The 17,412-nt window shown below is 61.9% G+C and carries 16 protein-coding genes; 8 read left to right on the top strand and 8 right to left on the bottom strand.

The window, feature by feature from the left end; genetic code table 11:
• The first annotated feature begins 63 nt into the window (after positions 1-63).
• The 3 genes from ACPW74_RS12195 to ACPW74_RS12185 are packed head-to-tail and all read left to right on the top strand — an operon-like array spanning position 64 to position 2,904.
• Positions 64-1,635, top strand: coding sequence for a cytochrome ubiquinol oxidase subunit I (locus tag ACPW74_RS12195; RefSeq protein WP_049636796.1), 1,572 nt, complete (start codon positions 64-66; stop codon positions 1,633-1,635).
• A complete protein-coding gene (cydB, locus tag ACPW74_RS12190) occupies positions 1,635-2,762 on the top strand; it encodes a cytochrome d ubiquinol oxidase subunit II (RefSeq protein WP_049636797.1) in 1,128 nt (375 codons plus the stop codon). The genes ACPW74_RS12195 and cydB overlap by 1 nt, the downstream gene beginning before the upstream one ends.
• Positions 2,763-2,790: 28 nt before the next feature.
• Positions 2,791-2,904, top strand: coding sequence for a CydX/CbdX family cytochrome bd oxidase small subunit (locus ACPW74_RS12185; RefSeq protein WP_010674207.1), 114 nt, complete (start codon positions 2,791-2,793; stop codon positions 2,902-2,904).
• 61 nt (positions 2,905-2,965) lie between these two features.
• Here the strand turns inward: ACPW74_RS12185 and ACPW74_RS12180 are convergent, their stop codons facing one another.
• The 5 genes from ACPW74_RS12180 to ACPW74_RS12160 all read right to left on the bottom strand — a co-directional run bounded on the left by ACPW74_RS12180 (position 2,966) and on the right by ACPW74_RS12160 (position 6,774).
• Complete coding sequence (locus ACPW74_RS12180; RefSeq protein WP_042865230.1) at positions 2,966-4,135, bottom strand: MFS transporter; 1,170 nt, start codon at positions 4,133-4,135, stop codon at positions 2,966-2,968.
• Between the two features lie 551 nt (positions 4,136-4,686).
• Complete coding sequence (dkgB, locus tag ACPW74_RS12175) at positions 4,687-5,490, bottom strand: 2,5-didehydrogluconate reductase DkgB (protein WP_049636798.1); 804 nt, start codon at positions 5,488-5,490, stop codon at positions 4,687-4,689.
• A gap of 67 nt (positions 5,491-5,557) precedes the next feature.
• Entirely contained in the window at positions 5,558-5,848 is a 291-nt protein-coding gene (locus ACPW74_RS12170) for a putative quinol monooxygenase (protein WP_041212774.1), read from the bottom strand.
• Positions 5,849-6,002: 154 nt separating this feature from the next.
• Positions 6,003-6,368 (bottom strand): VOC family protein, encoded by a 366-nt coding sequence (locus ACPW74_RS12165; RefSeq protein WP_049636799.1) that lies wholly within the window; start codon positions 6,366-6,368, stop codon positions 6,003-6,005.
• A gap of 31 nt (positions 6,369-6,399) precedes the next feature.
• On the bottom strand, positions 6,400-6,774 hold the full coding sequence (locus tag ACPW74_RS12160) for a DUF6404 family protein (protein ID WP_049636800.1): 375 nt from the start codon (positions 6,772-6,774) through the stop codon (positions 6,400-6,402).
• A gap of 168 nt (positions 6,775-6,942) precedes the next feature.
• On the opposite strand from ACPW74_RS12160, the gene ACPW74_RS12155 reads away from it, so the two are divergent.
• Positions 6,943-7,845 carry a LysR family transcriptional regulator gene (locus tag ACPW74_RS12155; protein WP_049636801.1) on the top strand — a complete coding sequence of 301 codons (903 nt, stop codon included), beginning with the start codon at positions 6,943-6,945 and terminating at the stop codon, positions 7,843-7,845.
• A 177-nt stretch (positions 7,846-8,022) separates the two neighbouring features.
• Here the strand turns inward: ACPW74_RS12155 and glpK are convergent, their stop codons facing one another.
• Both glpK and ACPW74_RS12145 read right to left on the bottom strand, forming a co-directional pair.
• Positions 8,023-9,525 (bottom strand): glycerol kinase GlpK, encoded by a 1,503-nt coding sequence (gene glpK, locus ACPW74_RS12150; RefSeq protein ID WP_010674229.1) that lies wholly within the window; start codon positions 9,523-9,525, stop codon positions 8,023-8,025.
• Between the two features lie 54 nt (positions 9,526-9,579).
• The gene (locus ACPW74_RS12145) at positions 9,580-10,428 is read right to left on the bottom strand and encodes an MIP/aquaporin family protein (protein WP_049636802.1); all 849 of its coding nucleotides are present in this window, start codon (positions 10,426-10,428) and stop codon (positions 9,580-9,582) included.
• Positions 10,429-10,918: 490 nt separating this feature from the next.
• On the opposite strand from ACPW74_RS12145, the gene glpT reads away from it, so the two are divergent.
• Positions 10,919-12,274, top strand: a complete 1,356-nt coding sequence (glpT, locus tag ACPW74_RS12140) for a glycerol-3-phosphate transporter (RefSeq protein ID WP_049636803.1) — start codon at positions 10,919-10,921, stop codon at positions 12,272-12,274.
• 101 nt (positions 12,275-12,375) lie between these two features.
• On the top strand, positions 12,376-13,134 hold the full coding sequence (locus ACPW74_RS12135) for a DeoR/GlpR family transcriptional regulator (RefSeq protein WP_010674233.1): 759 nt from the start codon (positions 12,376-12,378) through the stop codon (positions 13,132-13,134).
• Positions 13,135-13,318: 184 nt separating this feature from the next.
• Here the strand turns inward: ACPW74_RS12135 and ACPW74_RS12130 are convergent.
• A protein-coding gene (locus ACPW74_RS12130; RefSeq protein WP_103261584.1) for an IS5 family transposase occupies positions 13,319-14,172 on the bottom strand; the annotation gives its coding sequence in 2 pieces (ribosomal slippage) (positions 13,319-13,830 and positions 13,830-14,172; 855 coding nt in all).
• Between the two features lie 342 nt (positions 14,173-14,514).
• Between ACPW74_RS12130 and glpD the strand changes: the two genes are divergently transcribed.
• Positions 14,515-16,002, top strand: coding sequence for a glycerol-3-phosphate dehydrogenase (gene glpD / locus ACPW74_RS12125; protein WP_049636196.1), 1,488 nt, complete (start codon positions 14,515-14,517; stop codon positions 16,000-16,002).
• A 102-nt stretch (positions 16,003-16,104) separates the two neighbouring features.
• Positions 16,105-17,184 (top strand): glycerophosphodiester phosphodiesterase, encoded by a 1,080-nt coding sequence (gene glpQ, locus ACPW74_RS12120; protein ID WP_425858123.1) that lies wholly within the window; start codon positions 16,105-16,107, stop codon positions 17,182-17,184.
• Positions 17,185-17,412 lie beyond the last annotated feature (228 nt).

Here is a 17,412-nt window from a genome sequence, read left to right as displayed (position 1 = left end):
ATGGACCATGGTGTACTTGGCGGGCGAAAACCTGTCCGTTAAATGCAACATAGAGAGTCATGCATGATAAGCCTGGATGATGTGGTCAGCCTCTCCCGAATACAGTTCGGGGCGACGGCGATGTTCCACTTTCTGTTTGTGCCCCTCACCCTGGGGCTGTCCTGGATCCTGGTGATCGCCGAGTCGGCCTACGTGATGACCGGCAAGGTGATTTACAAGGACATCACCCGTTTCTGGGGCAAGCTGTTTGGCATCAACTTCGTGATGGGGGTGACCACCGGGATCACCCTGGAGTTCCAGTTCGGGACCAACTGGGCCTATTACTCCCACTATGTCGGCGATATCTTTGGCACGCCGCTGGCGGTGGAGGGGCTGATGGCCTTCTTCCTCGAATCCACATTGGTGGGCCTCTTCTTCTTCGGCTGGGACAAGCTCTCCCGCGGTCAGCACCTGCTGGTGACCATGCTGGTGGCGCTCGGTTCCAACCTCTCCGCCCTCTGGATCCTCATCGCCAACGGCTGGATGCAAAACCCGGTCGGCGCCGAGTTCAACCCCATGACCATGCGCATGGAGCTGGTGGACGTGGCCGCGGTCATCTTCAACCCGGTGGCCCAGGTCAAGTTCGTCCACACGGTGGCAGCGGGCTATGTGGCGGCCTCCCTGTTCGTGATGGGGGTGAGCAGCTGGTATCTGCTGCGCGGCATGGAGGTGCGCTTCGCCCTGCGATCCTTTGCCATCGCCTCGGGTTTTGGCCTCGCGGCCATCCTCTCGGTCATCGTGCTCGGGGACGAGTCGGGCTATCGCTCGGGGGAGGTGCAGAAGGTCAAGCTCGCCGCCATCGAGGCGGAGTGGGAGACGGAGTCCGCCCCGGCTTCCTTCACCCTGTTCGGCCTGCCGGATCAGCGTGCCGAGACCACCCACGCGGCCATCAAGATCCCCTATCTGATGGGCATCATCGCCACCCGCTCCCTGGATGAGCAGGTGACGGGCCTCAAAGATCTGAAAGCGCAGCATGAGGCGCGCATTCGCAGCGGCATGCTGGCCCACGATGCGCTCGAAGCGATGCGGGCAGATGGCAGCAACCAGGCGGCCCGCGCCACCTTCGAGCGCCACCGCGGCGATCTGGGCTACGGCCTCTTGCTCACCCCCTATGCCAAGGAGATTGGCAAGGCGGACGAGGGGGCCATCGCCAAGGCGGTGGAGGACTCCATCCCCCAGGTGGCGCCGCTGTTCTGGAGCTTTCGCCTGATGGTGGGCATCGGCGTGGCGCTGCTGGCGCTCTTTGCCGCCGCCTTCCTGCAGCTGTGCCGGGGCAGGCTGGTGCAATCCCCGCGGCTGCTCAGGGCCCTGCTCTGGTCTATTCCGCTGCCCTGGATTGCCATCGAGGCGGGCTGGTTCGTGGCCGAGTTCGGTCGCCAGCCCTGGACCATCAGCGACGTGCTGCCGGTGTCGGCCTCCGTCTCCCTGCTGCAACCGGGGCAGCTCTGGTTCAGCCTCATCGCCATCTTCCTCATCTACAGCAGCCTGCTGGTGGTGGAGTTGTTCTTGTTGCGTCATGTGATCCGCAAAGGGCCTGCCAGCCTGCAGACGGGTCGTTATCAAGGTGAAGTGTTGCAAAACGGGAGTCCTGCCTGATGGATTACGAAACCCTGAAAGTGATCTGGTGGGGGCTGGTGCTCTTCCTGCTGGTCGGCTTCGTGGTGATGGATGGCTTCGATCTCGGGGTCGGCATGCTGCTGCCCGTGGTCGGCAAGACGGATGACGAGCGGCGGGTGCTGCTCAACAGCGTGGGGCCGGTGTGGGAGGGCAACCAGGTGTGGCTCATCGCCGGTGCCGGCACCCTGTTTGCCGCCTGGCCCCTGGTCTATGCCGCCGCCTTCTCGGCACTTTACGTGCCCTTCATGTTCCTGCTGTTCGGTCTCTTTTTGCGCCCGGTGGGCTTTGACTATCGCAGCAAGCTGCCGGACCCGGTCTGGCGCCGCTGGTGGGACCGTGCCCTGGTGGTGGGCGGTCTGCTGCCGACCCTGGTGTTTGGTGCCACCCTTGGCCTGGTGCTGCAAGGGCTGCCGTTTCGCTTCGATGCGGCCCTTCGTATCCACCATGGCGCCTTTGCGTTCCACTGGCCGCTGCTGTTGACCGCCATGGGAACGGCGCTGGCGCTGCTCTTGCTGCACGGTGCCAGCTTCCTGCAGTGCAAGACCCTGGGGGCCATAGCGGCGCGCAGCGCCCGCCTCGCCCTCTGGCTCGGCCCCCTGGCGAGCGCCCTCTTTGCCCTTGGCGGCGTCTGGCTTGGAGAGATGGCGGGGTATCGCATCACGGCCATCGGCGATCTCAACGGCGCCCTCACTCCGCTGATGAAAGAGGTGGTGGCGGTGCCGGCGGGCTGGCTTGGCAACTTTGTCGCCCATCCGGTGCTCTGGGCCGTGCCTGTGCTCGGGCTCCTGCTGCCCCTGGTGTGCGCGCTGGCAAGCCGCCTCGGCAAGTCCGGGCTGGCGCTCGTGGCCAGCGGCGGTGCCTGCGCCGCCATGATGCTGACCGTGGCCATCGCGCTCTTCCCCTTCGTGCTGCCCTCGTCCCTGGATCCGGCCAGCAGCCTGACCCTGTGGGACAGCACCTCCAGCGAGCGCACCCTGCTTATCATGCTGGGGATCGTCGGGGTACTGATGCCGGTCAACATCGGCTACACCCTCTGGGTCTATCGGGTGGTGCGCGGCAGGGTCAGCGCCGAACAGGTGCGCCAGCACGGCCACAGCCTCTACTAATCCGCTTCAACACAAGGATCAACGCGATATGTGGTATTTCACCTGGTTGCTGGGGCTGGGGTTCGCCTTGCTCTGCGGGCTGGTCAACCTGCTCTGGCTGGAGGCGCGCTGGGCTGCCGATGAGGATCTCAAGGAGCCCTGAGCCTCGCATCTTGCCCATGAAAAAGGCCGACACAGGGTGTCGGCCTTTTGCTTGCCCGGGGTCAGGCAAGGGCGGCGCGGCGCTCGCCCGCTTCGCTGACATGGGTGAGGCCGTAGGCCAGCAGGACGATGAGGGCGCCAATCCAGGGGGTGTGCATCAGGCCGAGGTGCTCCACCACGAAACCGCCGACCACGGAGCCCAGCGCAATGCCGACGTTGAAGGCGGCGATGTTGAGGCCGGAGGCCACATCCACGGCATTGGGGGTGTGGCGCTCGGCCTGTTTCACCACCAGTACCTGCAGACCCGGCACGTTGCCAAAGGCGAAGGCGCCCCACACCAGCACGGTCAGTACCGCCAGCACCGGGTGCGGTGCGGTGAAGGTGAGCACCAGCAGCACCACGGCGAGCCCGGCGAACAGCAGCTTCAGCGCGGGCAATGGGCCCATCCGGTCAGCGAGCTTGCCGCCCCAGATATTGCCGACGGCGACCGATACCCCGTACACCAGCAGAATGAGGCTGACCGCGCCGGCGCTAAAGCCGCTCACCTGTTGCAGGATGGGGGCGAGGAAGGTAAACGCCGTGAAGGCACCGCCGTAACCGAGCGCCGTCTTGGCGTAGACCAGCAACAAGGGCTTCCTGGTGAGCACCGAGAGCTGCTCGCGAACGCTGGAGGCGGCCCCCTTCGGCAGGTTCCCCGGTACCAGCAGCATGCTGCCCACCATGGCGACGAGGCCGAGCAGGCTCACCACCAGGAAGGTCTCGCGCCAGCCGAAGACCTGACCAATCCAGGTGCCAAGCGGGACGCCGGTCACCAGGGCGACCGTGAGGCCGCTGAACATGATGGCGATGGCGCTGGCCGCCTTCTCTTTGGCCACGAGACCCGTGGCGATGGTGCTGCCTACCGAGAAGAAGACCCCGTGGGCCAGCCCGGTGAGGATGCGGGCCACAATCAGGCTCTCGTACCCGGGGGCCTGCCAGGCCAGCAGGTTGCCGACGGTGAAGAGGGCCATCAGCCCCACCAGCAGCCACTTGCGCGGCAGCTTGCCGGTAAGCGCCGTGAGCACGGGGGCGCCGATGGCCACCCCAAGGGCATAGAGGCTGACCAGGAGGCCTGCCGAGGGGAGCGAGACATTGAGCTGCTCGGCGATGGTGGGGATGAGCCCCACGATCACGAATTCGGTGGTGCCTATGGCAAAGGCACTTAAAGTGAGGGCAAATAACGCCAGTGGCATAACAACTCCTTGGATTGGGACTCCCGACGGGAGAATGGCGCCAGTATGCCGAGGGTGTTTGTTGGTAAAAATGACGGCAACGTCAAATTACTTTTGCCAAATCAGCAGCAATGGGGCCGTGAAATGGGGTTCCGGGAGTGGGCGAGGCCGCGAGACACACACGGCCATGCAGCACAAGTGAATGCAGAGGCAAAGCCTGTAGAGGCAAGGCGTATAGAGGCAAGGCGTATAGAGGAAGCTGGGGACAAAAAGGCAGGGGCACAAAGAGGAAAGGGCAAGGGAAGGTGGCAGTCGCGCCCGGTATTGAGACAAAAAAACGGGAGGCACAGTGCCTCCCGCTCAGGTTCTCGTCGATGGTGTCGGGTTTTCTTTGCTCCCTTCTCCCCTTGCGGGAGAAGGGCTGGGGATGAGGGGGCTATCTGGTTGAAGGCCTGATGACCTGAATAGAAGAGCCTGCCCTCACCCTCTCCCATAGGGAGAGGGGATAGCCCGTGGTTGCAGTCTGTTCGTGAGGGTCGCCGCTATCCACCGCCAAATCGAGAGGCCATGGTTTAATCCCAATTCGGCGCAAAGTCCGGGTTGGCGCAGCGCTCACCCCGATCCAGGGTGGCGATGGCGGCCATCTCATCGCGACTGAGTTGCACCTTCAGCGCAGCCAGGTTGGCGGCCAGATTCTCCCGTTTGGTAGAGCTCGGGATCACCGTCATGCCCTGGGCCAGCAGCCAGGCCAGGGACACCTGGGCTGCCGAGACGCCGTGGCGCTTGCCGATCTCCATCAGCAGCGGCTCGGTGAGCACCTTGCCATAGGCGAGTGGCATATAGGCGGTGATGGCGATGCCGTGGGCCTGGCAGAACTCCACCACCTTGCGGTTTTGCAGCAGGGGGTGGATCTCCACCTGCTGGTGGGCGATGGCGCCCGGCCCCAAAATCTTGATGGCTTCTTTAAGCTGGGCCACGGTGAAGTTGGAGACCCCGATCTCCCGGGTCAGGCCCCGGGCTTTGGCCTCGGCGAGCTGCTCCAGATAGACCGCCATCGGCACCTCATCCTGGGGGGAGGGCCAGTGAATGAGCGCCAGATCCAGATAGTCGGTGCTGAGTTTTTCCAGGCTCACTTCCAGGCTCGGGATCACCTTGCCCGGACCGAACTCGCTGGTCCACACCTTGGTGGTCAGGTAAATATCCTGGCGGGGCACGCCACTCTCGCTCATCAACTGGCCGACTTCGGCCTCGTTGTCATAGATCTGGGCGGTGTCGATATGGCGGTAGCCAAGTTCCAGCCCCTGGAGCAGGGAGTCGCGAAGTGGCTGATCTTTCAGGCGGAAGGTTCCAAGACCCAGGTTGGGCATCTTCATCATCAAATTCCTCAGGTTAGTGTTTCTACGCTCAAATGATGGGCTTTGCCTGCGCCGAGGGCGGAGGCAGTCAGGCGCGCCGGTAGCGGCTCACGACCCGGTTGGCAAACCAGGGGGAGGCGAGGCTGGCAAAGGCGATGTAGTGGGGCTGCTGCTGGTGGGCGAGCAGGGCGGCTTCACTCTCCCACTCCTCGTACAGCATCCAGCTATGGGGGCTCTCCAGGCTCTGATGCAACTGGTAGCGAAGGCACCCTGGCTCTTGCAGGGTAGCGGCGATCAGCGGCTCGAGGGCGGCTCGAAACTGGGCGGCGAATTCGGGTTTGGCGTCAAGCTGGGCAATCACAATCAGGGGGGATGGCATCTGAACCTCCTCGTTAAGACGGGAGTCAGTATGCCCGCCCCAGACTGGGGGATACAGGGCAGCAGTCGCAAAACACTATTGAGGTGAGTGCAGCAATGTGGCCTCCCCATGGCTGGTCGTGGTGCAGGTGGGCCAGGGGGAGGGCGGAGTATTATCAGGCGCTGGCCGGTTCGGACCAGACCGCAAATTCATTGCCGCTGGGCTCGACAAAGTGAAAGCGGCGGCCACCGGGAAAATCGAACAGGGGGCGCACTATGGTGCCCCCTGCGCCGGCTACCTTGCTCTGGGTCGACTCGATATCGGCGCTGTAGAACACCAGGAGCGCCCCGCCCTGAGCACTCTGGCTGCACAGTTCGGCGCGGTAGAAGCCGCCATCCAGCCCTTCTCCCTCGAAGGCGCAATAATCGGGGCCGTAGTCGGCAAACTGCCAGCCAAAGGCGGCGGTGAAGAAGGCCTTGGTGGCGGCAAGATCCCTGGCCGCAAACTCCACATAGTTCAGTTTTTCATGGGCCCTGGTCATGGGCTCTCCTTGTCGGTGATTATTTCGGTTGTCAGCGTTTTTGCGTGGGGCTTGTGGAGTGGGGCAAGGCGTCCCAGGGGGTCAGCTTGAGCCGCTTGCGCCGAAACCAGAACCAGGTCCCCATCAGCAGACCGAGCCCGATGCCAAACAGCAGGCTCTGGCGCAGGGCAAACCCCAGGCTCACCTCATCCTGCCAGCCGAGGCACCACATCAACACCCCCCAGATAGCGCCGATGGGGAGTCCCAGGGCAAGAACGTTGATCATAAAGCGTTCGTAGTGGGGCGGCCTGATGGTGAACCCCGCCTTTCGCAGCAGCCAGATGATCGGCGGGTTGTAGTTGAGCGTTTGCACCCCCTTCTCGGTCAGCTCCCGATGGGCGGCGGCCAGCCTGTTGTCGAATGTCATGGATCGTCCCTGTCATGGTGTGGCGCCATACGGTGCCGGTTGGCGGCATTGTACTGGCAAGGGCGCAGATAAAACAGGTGGTGCGTCACGATACGAAGCGACGCCTGTCTTGCCAACTCCCGGCCATTGTACCTATAAAGACCCATTACTCTTGCCAGGATGACAACAATGAAGACCCATTCCGATGAATTGACCCTGTTTGTGGCGGTGGTGGAGGCGGGCAGCTTTCGCCAGGCGGCGGAGAATCTCGGCATGGACAACTCCGTGGTGAGCCGCGGCATCAAGCGCCTCGAAGAGAAGCTCGCCACCGTGCTCCTCAACCGCACCACGAGGCGGGTCAGCCTGACCGAGGAGGGGAGCTGGTTCTATCAGCGGGCGGTGAAGATCCTGACCGAGATGAGCGAGGCGGAAGGGTTGCTGCTGATGCGCCGGGAGCAGCCGGAGGGCATATTGCGGGTGGACGCCGCCACCCCCTTCATCCTGCATAGATTGGTGCCCATCATCGGCGAGTTTCGCTGCCGCTACCCCGCCATCGAGCTGCAACTGCACAGCTCAGAGGGCTTCATCAACCTGATGGAGCGGCGGGTGGACATGGCCATTCGCATCGGCGAGCTGACGGACTCCTCCCTGCGGGCCCTGCCGCTGGGCCGCTCGCGGCTGCGGCTGCTGGCCTCCCCCGACTATCTGAAGGCACGCGGTACCCCGCGCCAGCCGGCTGACTTGCTGGCTGGCCACGAGCTGCTCGGTTTTTTGCACCCCGATCACCTCAATCATTGGCCCCTATTGAGCGAGGAGCAGGGGGACAGGTTCGCCATCACCCCGACCCTGCGGGCCAGCAGCGGGGAAACCTTACGTCAGCTGGCGCTGGCGGGGCAGGGGATCGTCTGCCTGTCGGACTTCATGACAGGGGATGACAGGGCGAGCGGGGCGCTGGTGGAGGTGCTGGCCCGCAGCAACAGCGGCGCTTCGCGCCCCATCCATGCGGTCTTCTACTCCGATGCCCAGCGGGACATCCGGCTGCGGGTCTGGCTCGATTTCCTGAAAGAGCAGCTCGGCAACCACGCGCTCTAGGCGTGTTCCGACAGGGCCAATCCCCTCCCACCCTTCCCCTCCACGAGAGGGAGGGGCCATCTTTTCCCACTCCTCAAGGGGAGGGGGCCGAGGGGCTTGCGAGCGCCAATATAAAGAGGCCGACATCGCTGTCGGCCTCTTTGCTTTTTTCATCTCAAGGATGCGTCGGTTACCCCATCACTCCTCTTCGGCCCAGCGGCGTGAGCGTTCCACCGCCTTCTTCCAGCCGCTGTAGCGCTTGGCGCGATCGTCGCGGTCCATCTGCGGAATGAACTCGCGGTCCACGCTGAACTTGTCTTCCAGCTCTTCGGAGCTCTTCCAGAAGCCCACGGCGAGGCCGGCCAGGAAGGCGGCGCCCATGGCGGTGGTCTCGATGCGGGTCGGACGCACCACAGGGGTGTGCATCATGTCAGCCTGGAACTGCATCAGGAAGTCGTTGGCCACGGCGCCGCCGTCCACCTTGAGGGCCGCCAGCTTGATGCCGGAGTCCTGCTGCATGGCATCCAGTACGTCGCGGCTCTGGTAGGCGATGGATTCCAGCGCAGCGCGGATGATGTGGTTGCGGTTGGCGCCACGGGTCAGGCCGACCATGGTGCCGCGAGCATACGGATCCCAGTAGGGGGCGCCCAGGCCCACGAAGGCCGGCACCAGGTAGACGCCGTTGGTGTCGCCTACCTTGCTCGCGAAGTAGTCGGTATCGCGGGCATCGTGGATGATCTTGAGCTCATCGCGCAGCCACTGGATGGTGGCGCCGCCCATGAAGACCGCCCCTTCCAGTGCGTAGTTCACTTCCCCTTTCGGGCCGATGGCGACCGTGGTCAGCAGGCCGTTGCTGGAGCGAACCGGCTCGGTGCCGGTGTTCATCAGCATGAAGCAGCCGGTACCGTAGGTGTTCTTGGCCATCCCTTTTTCGAAGCAGAGCTGGCCGAACAGGGCGGACTGCTGGTCACCGGCGATACCGGCGATGGGGATGCGGGCGCCGCCGCCACGGGTGGTGTAGCCATAGACCTCGGAGGAGGGTTTGACTTGCGGCAGCATGGAGGCGGGGATGCCCAGCTCGTCCAGCATGCGCTCATCCCACTTCAGGTCGCGGATGTTGTAGAGCATGGTGCGTGAGGCGTTGGTCGGGTCGGTGACGTGCACCTCGCCGTTGGTCATCTTCCACACCAGCCAGGTGTCGATGGTGCCGAACAAGAGCTCGCCGTTCATTGCCTTCTCCCGGGCCCCTTCCACGTTGTCCAGGATCCACTTCACCTTGGTGCCGGAGAAGTAGGCATCCAGCACCAGACCGGTGTTTTCACGCACGTACTCTTCCAGGCCGCGCGCTTTCAGTTCTTCACAGATGGCGGCGGTACGGCGGCACTGCCAGACGATGGCGTTGTAGATGGGCTTGCCGGTGGCCTTTTCCCAGACGACGGTGGTTTCACGCTGGTTGGTGATGCCGATGGCGGCGATCTGCTCGCTGTGCAGGCCGCTCTTGGCCAGCACTTCGGTGAAGACGGAGGACTGGGTCGCCCAGATCTCCATGGGGTCGTGCTCGACCCAGCCCGCTTTCGGGTAGTGCTGGGTGAATTCGCGCTGGGAGGTCGCGACTATGTTGGCGTCCTGATCGAAGACAATGGCACGGGAGGAGGTGGTGCCCTGGTCCAGCGCAACGACAAATTTCTTTTCAGCAGACATGATGTTCTCCACGTTTTTATTTTCCACGTTGTTACACGTTGGGGAGGGCCGCTCTCAGGCGGCGGCCTCTTCTTTGTTAGACAGCTTGGAGGCTTCTTCGGTGGCGACGCGGTTGCCCGGGACGCAGGGAGCCAGCACTTTCACATACAGGGCGGTACCGATCTGGGCGCCGACGATGGGGCCAAGGATGGGGACCCAGAAGTAGGGGTTGTCACGACCACCGGTCAGGGCCACGTCACCCCAGCCAGCCACGAAGGCGAACAGTTTGGGGCCGAAATCACGGGCCGGGTTCATGGCAAAGCCGGTCAAGGGGCCGAGGGAGGCGCCGATCACCGCGATCAGGATGCCGATGAGCAGGGCGGCGGCGAAGCCTTTGGGGGCGCCGTTGTTGTTGTCACCCAGTGCCATGATGCCCAGCATCAGGACGGCGGTGATCACCATCTCGACCGCGAAAGCCTGCATGTTGGAGAGCAGGGCATTGGGGTAGGTGGAGAAGATGCCTGCGGTGCCGAGGCTCTCGACGCTGCCGCGCACCACGTTGTGGGTCAGCTCCCACTGGGTGAACAGGTTGCTGTAGAGGGCGTAGACCAGGGCGGCGGAGGCGAATGCCCCGGCTATCTGGGCGATGATGAAGGGCACCACCTTGCGCTTGTCAAAGCCGCAGAAGGTCATCAGTGCCAGGGTCACGGCAGGGTTGAGGTGGGCACCGGAGATGCCACCGCTGACATAGATGGCGATGGCGACACCCAGGCCCCAGGTAATGGAGATTTCCCATTGCCCGAAGTTGGCGCCAGCCAGCACCAGGGCGGCCACGCAGCCGACACCGAAGAAGATCAGCAGGCCGGTGCCGATAAACTCGGCGAGGCACTCGCCAAGCAGGGTATTGGGTCTTTGTATGCTCATAGTTGTTATTCCTTATATCCACCCAGAGTAGGTTTGATGTTCCGTTTTGTTATCTTTCATTCCCATTCATTGCGCCCGAAAACGTTTCTTCTTGTTTTTTGAGCTTGCGCAAACGTTATGCTCGTTTGCGCTCGTTCTTGGACGAGAGAGAAAATAAACCTTCTGCGTCAATTCACCATACCCCCGCCACCGGAAATGTGGGCAAGATCCCATTCATTGCTAAGAAAATGTGACGAAAAGCAACAGTTGTCGGCCATATTACTCCTTAGTGAGTAGCCGAAAGTCACGCCATGCGTGGGCTGACCCTGGATGCGTGTTCACTCACAGCGTCACAATTTTTGTAATAAAACTGCAATAATTTAGCGCTCATCACAGATTAAATGTTCACAAATGAGCACAATAGGCTCGCTTGCGAATCAAGACGCGTCTGATCGCCGGCATGAGCGGGGCGTCCTCAACCGCCCAGAACAACAATAAAAGGAAGCAGAACATGCTTAGTCTCTTCAGGCCTGCACCCCATATCGACCGGCTGCCGGCCGACAAGGTGGATCCCTTCTACAAGCGCATGCGTTGGCAGGTGTTCTTCGGGATCTTCTTCGGGTATGCGGGTTACTACCTGGTACGGAAAAACTTCAGTCTGGCGATGCCCTACCTCATCGAGCAGGGCTTCTCCCGCGGGGATCTGGGTCTGGCCCTCTCCGGGGTCTCCATCGCCTACGGTCTCTCCAAATTCCTGATGGGGAACGTGTCGGACAGATCCAACGCGCGCTACTTCCTCTCCGCCGGTCTGCTGCTCTCGGCAGGCATCATGTTCATGATGGGGACCATGCACTGGGCTACCTCCAGCATTGGCATCATGTTCGTGCTCCTGTTCCTGAACGGCTGGACACAGGGCATGGGCTGGCCCCCCTGCGGCCGTACCATGGTGCACTGGTGGTCACAGAAGGAGCGGGGTGAGATCGTCTCGGTCTGGAACGTGGCCCACAACGTGGGCGGCGGCATGATAGGCCCCCTGTTCATCCTCGGCATGGGCTGGTTCAACGACTGGCGAAGCGCCTTCTATGTGCCTGCGGCGGCGGCGGCGGCCATCGCGGTGATCGCCTTCTTCGTGATGCGCGATACCCCGCAATCGGTCGGTCTGCCCCCCATCGAGGAGTACAAGAACGACTACCCGAAGGATTACAACGAAAGCCACGAGCAGGAGTTCTCCGCCAAGGAGATCTTCATGAAGTACGTGCTGCACAACAAGCTGCTCTGGTACATCGCCATCGCCAACGCCTTCGTCTACCTCATCCGTTACGGCGTGCTGGACTGGGCGCCCACCTATCTGAAAGAGGCCAAGGACTTCAGCGTGGATCACTCCTCCTGGGCCTACTTCCTCTATGAGTGGGCGGGGATCCCGGGCACCCTGCTGTGCGGCTGGATCTCCGACAAGATGTTCAAGGGCCGCCGCGCCCCGGCAGGCATCCTGTTCATGGTGCTGGTGACCCTTTCCGTGCTGGTCTACTGGTTCAACCCGGCGGGGAACCCGACCATCGACATGATGGCCCTGGTCGCCATCGGCTTCCTCATCTATGGCCCCGTCATGCTGATCGGCCTCTACGCCCTGGAGTTGGCGCCCAAGAAGGCGGCCGGTACCGCGGCGGGCTTCACCGGCCTGTTCGGTTATCTGGGTGGCGCGGTCGCGGCCAACGCCATGCTGGGCTACACCGTTGACCACTTCGGCTGGGACGGCGGCTTCATGGTGCTCACCGTCTCCTGCGTGCTCTCCATCATCCTGCTGGCCATGACCCTCAAGCACGAGAACGAGTCGATTGCCGCCAAGGCGGCTGCCCATAAGGCATAAAACGTGATCCTGCCCTTATCGATTGGAAAAGGGATCAGGTACACTGCCAAAGGCCCCGCACCTGCCGGGGCCTTTTTTCGTCTCATCTGCGGAGTGCAAGCGTGAAGCAAACCCAACGACATCTGGAGATCCTGGACGTCCTGACCCGGCAGGGTTTCGTCTCGACCGACGATCTGGTGACCCATTTTGACGTCAGCCCCCAGACCATTCGCCGGGATCTCAACGATCTCGCCGAACAGAACAAGATCCGGCGCCATCACGGCGGGGCCTCACTGCATTCGAGCACCGTCAACACCGCCTACAGTGCCCGTAAGGTGATGCAGCTCAAGGAGAAGGAGCGCATCGCCCGGGAAGTGGCCGCCAACATCCCCGACGGCTCGTCGCTCTTTATCGACATCGGCACCACCACCGAGGCCATCGCCCGGGCCCTGCTCGACCACCGGGAGCTGCGCGTGGTCACCAACAACCTGAACGTCGCCAGCATCCTGACCGCCAAGGATGACTTCACCGTCATCATCGCCGGCGGCGAGATCCGCAACCGGGATGGCGGCATTGTCGGGGAGGCGACCCGCGACTTCATCGGCCAGTTTCGCATGGACTACGGCGTCATCGGCATCTCGGGCATCGACAGCGACGGCTCCCTGCTCGATTTCGACTATCACGAGGTGAAGATCGCCCAGGCCATCATCGCCCACTCCCGCCAGGTGTTCCTGGCCGCCGACCATACCAAGTTTGGCCGCAACGCCATGGTCAACCTCGGCAACCTCAACCAGATCCACGCCCTGTTCACGGATCAGGAGCCGCCGGAGAAGCTGATGCGACTGATGTCCCAGCATCAGATCGCCTGCCATATCTGCTGAGCTTCCCCGCACAGGCATCAGGCCGCCTCGGGGCGGCCGCTTTTTTTTCTGCCCCCTCCCGGCCTGCGGCGTCTCCCTTGCGGCGCTTAAGAGGCCAGTTCCTGGCGCTGACACTCCTTCTTTGACCCCCTGATGTTGCTCCCGCACTCGGGCGCCACGTTTGCACCGACGCTAGGCTGTGTTCTCAAAATGCTGGTTTTCTGTCCACACATAACTCGCGCAAGTAGCGAAGGCAGAAAGCCAGTTTGATAAAGGCTGCAAAACTCTTGGCTAGCTTTTCATATCTCGTTGAAAACCGGCGAAACTTCTTCAACCAACCGAAGCACCGCTCCACGACATTGCGCCTGCGGTAATGCACCTTGTCCAGTACCAATGGACGCCCCTTATGGCGCCGTTGCTGGTCGCTGCGTTGCGGAATGACCGCTTTTATCCTTCTCCGCCGTAGCTCGGCTCGAAAGGCTTTGCTGCTATAGGCCTTGTCTGCGGCAAGATGCGCTGGCCGTGTTCGGTAGCGACCTGATGACGTTGGTATCCTCGCCATGGCCAACGCGCTTGTTGCATAGCTGATTTCTGCTGATTGCCCCGGTGACAGGCAGAAGCTCAGTGGTAAGCCATGACCGTCCGTGACCAAGTGAATTTTGCTGCCGAAACCTCCCCGCGAACGGCCAAGGGCTTGATTCATTGAGGTGTTTTTTTACGTGCACCGGCAGCATCTTTGGATGCTCTGACATTGGAGCCGTCCAGGCACCACAGGTCGAAATCGATGAGCCCTTCTTCATTGAGCTTGAGTTGCAGCGCTTCCAGAATGGCATCAATCCGGCCTGCATCCTGCCAACGCCGGAAGGTGTTGTAGACCGAATTCCATGGTCCGAAACGTTCTGGAAGGTCTCGCCAAGGAGCTCCGGTGTGGAGTATCCAGAGAATGCCATCGAGCACTTGGCGCGGTTCACGGGTAGGGCGCCCGATCAGGCTTCGAGAAGGAAACTGGGGCTCGATAAGCCCCCATTGTGCATCAGTCAGCTGATAACGGCGGGACACGGAATGGATCTTAAGCTGTTGAGAAGATGTGAGATTATATCCTCATCACTTTAAGAACACAGCCTAGGCGCCTGCGAGGGATTCACGCCATCGCGTTCATCACCTTGCTTCATGGGCGCCCCCATCCGGGACTCTTTGTTCTCCTCCCTGCCCAAAATGGCTGTTTCCGGCAGACCTTAGCCTTGCCAGGCCGTCACCGACTGGCAGCATTTTTAGCATTGTGAAAACAATCGCGATCACATTTCTCTCACGAAATGTTCGTTTATTGGTTTTTCATGTTCTAATATGAGCGAAATCAAACATTGCTGTCATGGCAAACACAAAATAAGAAAGTAGGTGAACATGAGCGAACATTATGATCTGGTCGTCGTCGGCGGCGGCATCAACGGGGTCGGCATCGCGGCAGATGCGGCGGGGCGGGGGCTGAAGGTGGCGCTGTTCGAGGCGAGCGATCTCGCCTCTGCCACCTCGTCCAACTCCAGCAAGCTGATCCACGGCGGCCTGCGCTACCTCGAACATTACGAATTCCGGCTGGTGAAAGAGGCGCTGGCGGAGCGGGAGGTCCTGCTCGGCATGGCTCCCCACATCGCCCGTCCCATGCGTTTTCGTCTGCCCCATCGCCCGCACCTGCGTCCGGCCTGGATGATCCGAGCCGGTCTCTTCCTTTATGACAACCTGGCCAAGCGGGACAAGCTCAAGGGGAGTTGCGGTCTGCGCTTCCTGCCGCAGGACGGTCTCAAGAGCGGCATCAACAAGGGCTTTGAATACTCGGACGCCTGGGTCGACGACGCCCGGCTGGTGGTGCTCAATGCCATGCTGGCGCGGGACAAGGGCGCTGACGTGCAGACCCGTACCCGCTGCGTCAAGGCGGTGCGCGGATCCAAGCACTGGACCCTGACGCTGGAGCGGGAAGGGGGCGAGCAATTCACCGTCAGCTGCCGTGGTCTGGTCAATGCGGCGGGCCCCTGGGTCAAGACCTTCTATGACGAGAGCCTGAGCGAGAAATCCCCCCGCGGCATTCGCCTCATCAAGGGGAGCCACATGATAGTGCCGCGCATCCATGAGCGCGAAGAGGCCTACATCCTGCAAAACGAGGACAACCGCATCGTCTTCGTCATCCCCTACCAGCAGGACTATTCCCTCATCGGCACCACGGACGTGGAGCACAAAGGCAGCCCGCGCGAAGCCAAGATCAGCGATGCCGAGATCAACTACCTGTGCAAGGTGGTCAATGCCCACTTCACAAGGCAGATAAGCCCGGCAGACGTGGTGTGGACCTATGCCGGGGTGCGCCCCCTGTGTGACGACGAGTCCGATTCACCCCAGGCGGTGACCCGGGACTACACGCTCGAGCTCAGTGGTGAATCCGACGGCGCGCCGCTCTTGTCGGTGTTTGGCGGCAAGCTCACCACCTATCGCAAGCTGGCCCAGGCCGCCTGCAACAAGCTCAAGCCCTGGTTCAGCCAGATGGGAGAGGACTGGACCGCTTCCTGCCGGTTGCCCGGTGGCGAGTTCGACTGCTCGGTGCGTGAACTGGCGCGAGCCTTTGCGCTGGAATTCGACTGGCTCGACGATCGCAGCGCCCTGCGCATCGCCGAATCCTATGGCGCTCATGCCCGCCTCTGGCTGAAGGAGGAGCGCGGCCAGCACTTTGGCGCCGGACTGTATGAATCCGAAGTGCGCTATCTCATCGCGCGCGAATGGGCCCACTCCCTGGAAGACATTCTGTGGCGCCGCAGCAAGCTGGGGCTGCGCCTGTCGGAATCCGAACAGCAGCAGCTCGGTGCCTGGCTGCTTGAACACCACCACGCCCTGCCCGAAGCCTGCTGATGACCCACGGCGGGCGGCCTTTACCGTCCGCCGTCAAACTGCAATAAACCCCTGCTATAACAATTGCCTGCATCCTACACACCATAACAACGAGATCTCTTGATGAAGCAACCTCACCGTACCCTGATAGCCCTTGGCCTCGGGGCTGCCCTGGCGCTGCCCGCACTGGCGGCCGACGAAGGCAAAATCGTGATCGCCCACCGTGGTGCCTCCGGTTACCTGCCGGAACACACCCTGGAATCCAAGGCCCTGGCCTATGGCATGGGCGCCGACTATCTGGAGCAGGACCTGGTGATGACCAAGGATGACCAGCTGGTGGTGATGCACGATCACTTCCTTGATGGCATCACGGACGTGGCCGAGCGCTTCCCCGGCCGGGCCCGCCCGGACGGTCGCTACTATGTGGTGGATTTCACCCTGGACGAGGTGCGCTCCCTGCGCATGACCGAGCCGTTCCAGCTGGTGGACGGCAAGCAGGTGCCGGTCTATCCGGCCCGCTTCCCGCTGTGGAAGTCCAGCTTCAGGATCCACACCTTCCAGGAAGAGATCGAGATGATCCAGGGGCTAAACAAGAGCACCGGCAAGCACATCGGCATCTACCCGGAGATAAAAGCTCCCTGGCTATTCCGCCACGAGGGCAAGGACATCTCCAGGGCGGTGCTGAACGTGCTCAAGGAGTACGGCTACACCAGCAAGAGCGACAAGGTCTATCTGCAGTGCTTCGATGCCAACGAACTCAAGCGCATCAACGGCGAGCTGATGCCCGCCATGGGCATGGATCTCAAGCTGGTGCAGCTGATGGCCGAGACCGACTGGAACGAGACCATGGTCTACGATGCCAAGGGCAAGGCAACCCCCTATGACTACGACTGGATGTTCAAGCCGGGGGCCATGAAGACCATCGCCACCTATGCCGAGGGAATCGGTCCCTGGAAACCCATGGTGGTGACCGAGCCGGACACTCCCGGCAAGCCGGTCTTCACCGGCATGGTGAAAGAGGCCCACGCGGCCGGCCTCAAGGTGCATCCTTATACCTTCCGTCAGGATGAGGGGCAGATCCCGGCCTATGCGAAAGACTTCACCGACCTGCTCAACATCTTCCTCTACCAGGCCGATGTGGACGGGGTATTCAGCGACTTCCCCGACAAGGCGGTCGAGGCTATCAAGGCTCACGGTAAATAATAAAAGAAGAGCAACACGGGAATGCAAGCGGGGCCAGGTGCCCCGCTTTTTTGTGCCCGGCGTCATCGCCGGGATGAGGGGCCGGATAAGGGGCCATGAGAGGGGGCAGAGAGATGATATCGAAATGGATGAGTGTAATCTAATGTTTACGATTTGGGGCTGGTTTGGCCTCGCGAGTCGCTACTTTTGAGTTGTTTCACTCTGCATTCTTGGTCATTTATCCATCTA

It is taken from the genome of Aeromonas sp. INTO2, from assembly GCF_049860605.1.
In the GTDB taxonomy this organism is placed as follows: domain Bacteria; phylum Pseudomonadota; class Gammaproteobacteria; order Enterobacterales; family Aeromonadaceae; genus Aeromonas; species Aeromonas caviae.
Note: the sequence above shows the minus strand (reverse complement) of the source record. Positions and strands in the feature narration are given on the sequence as shown.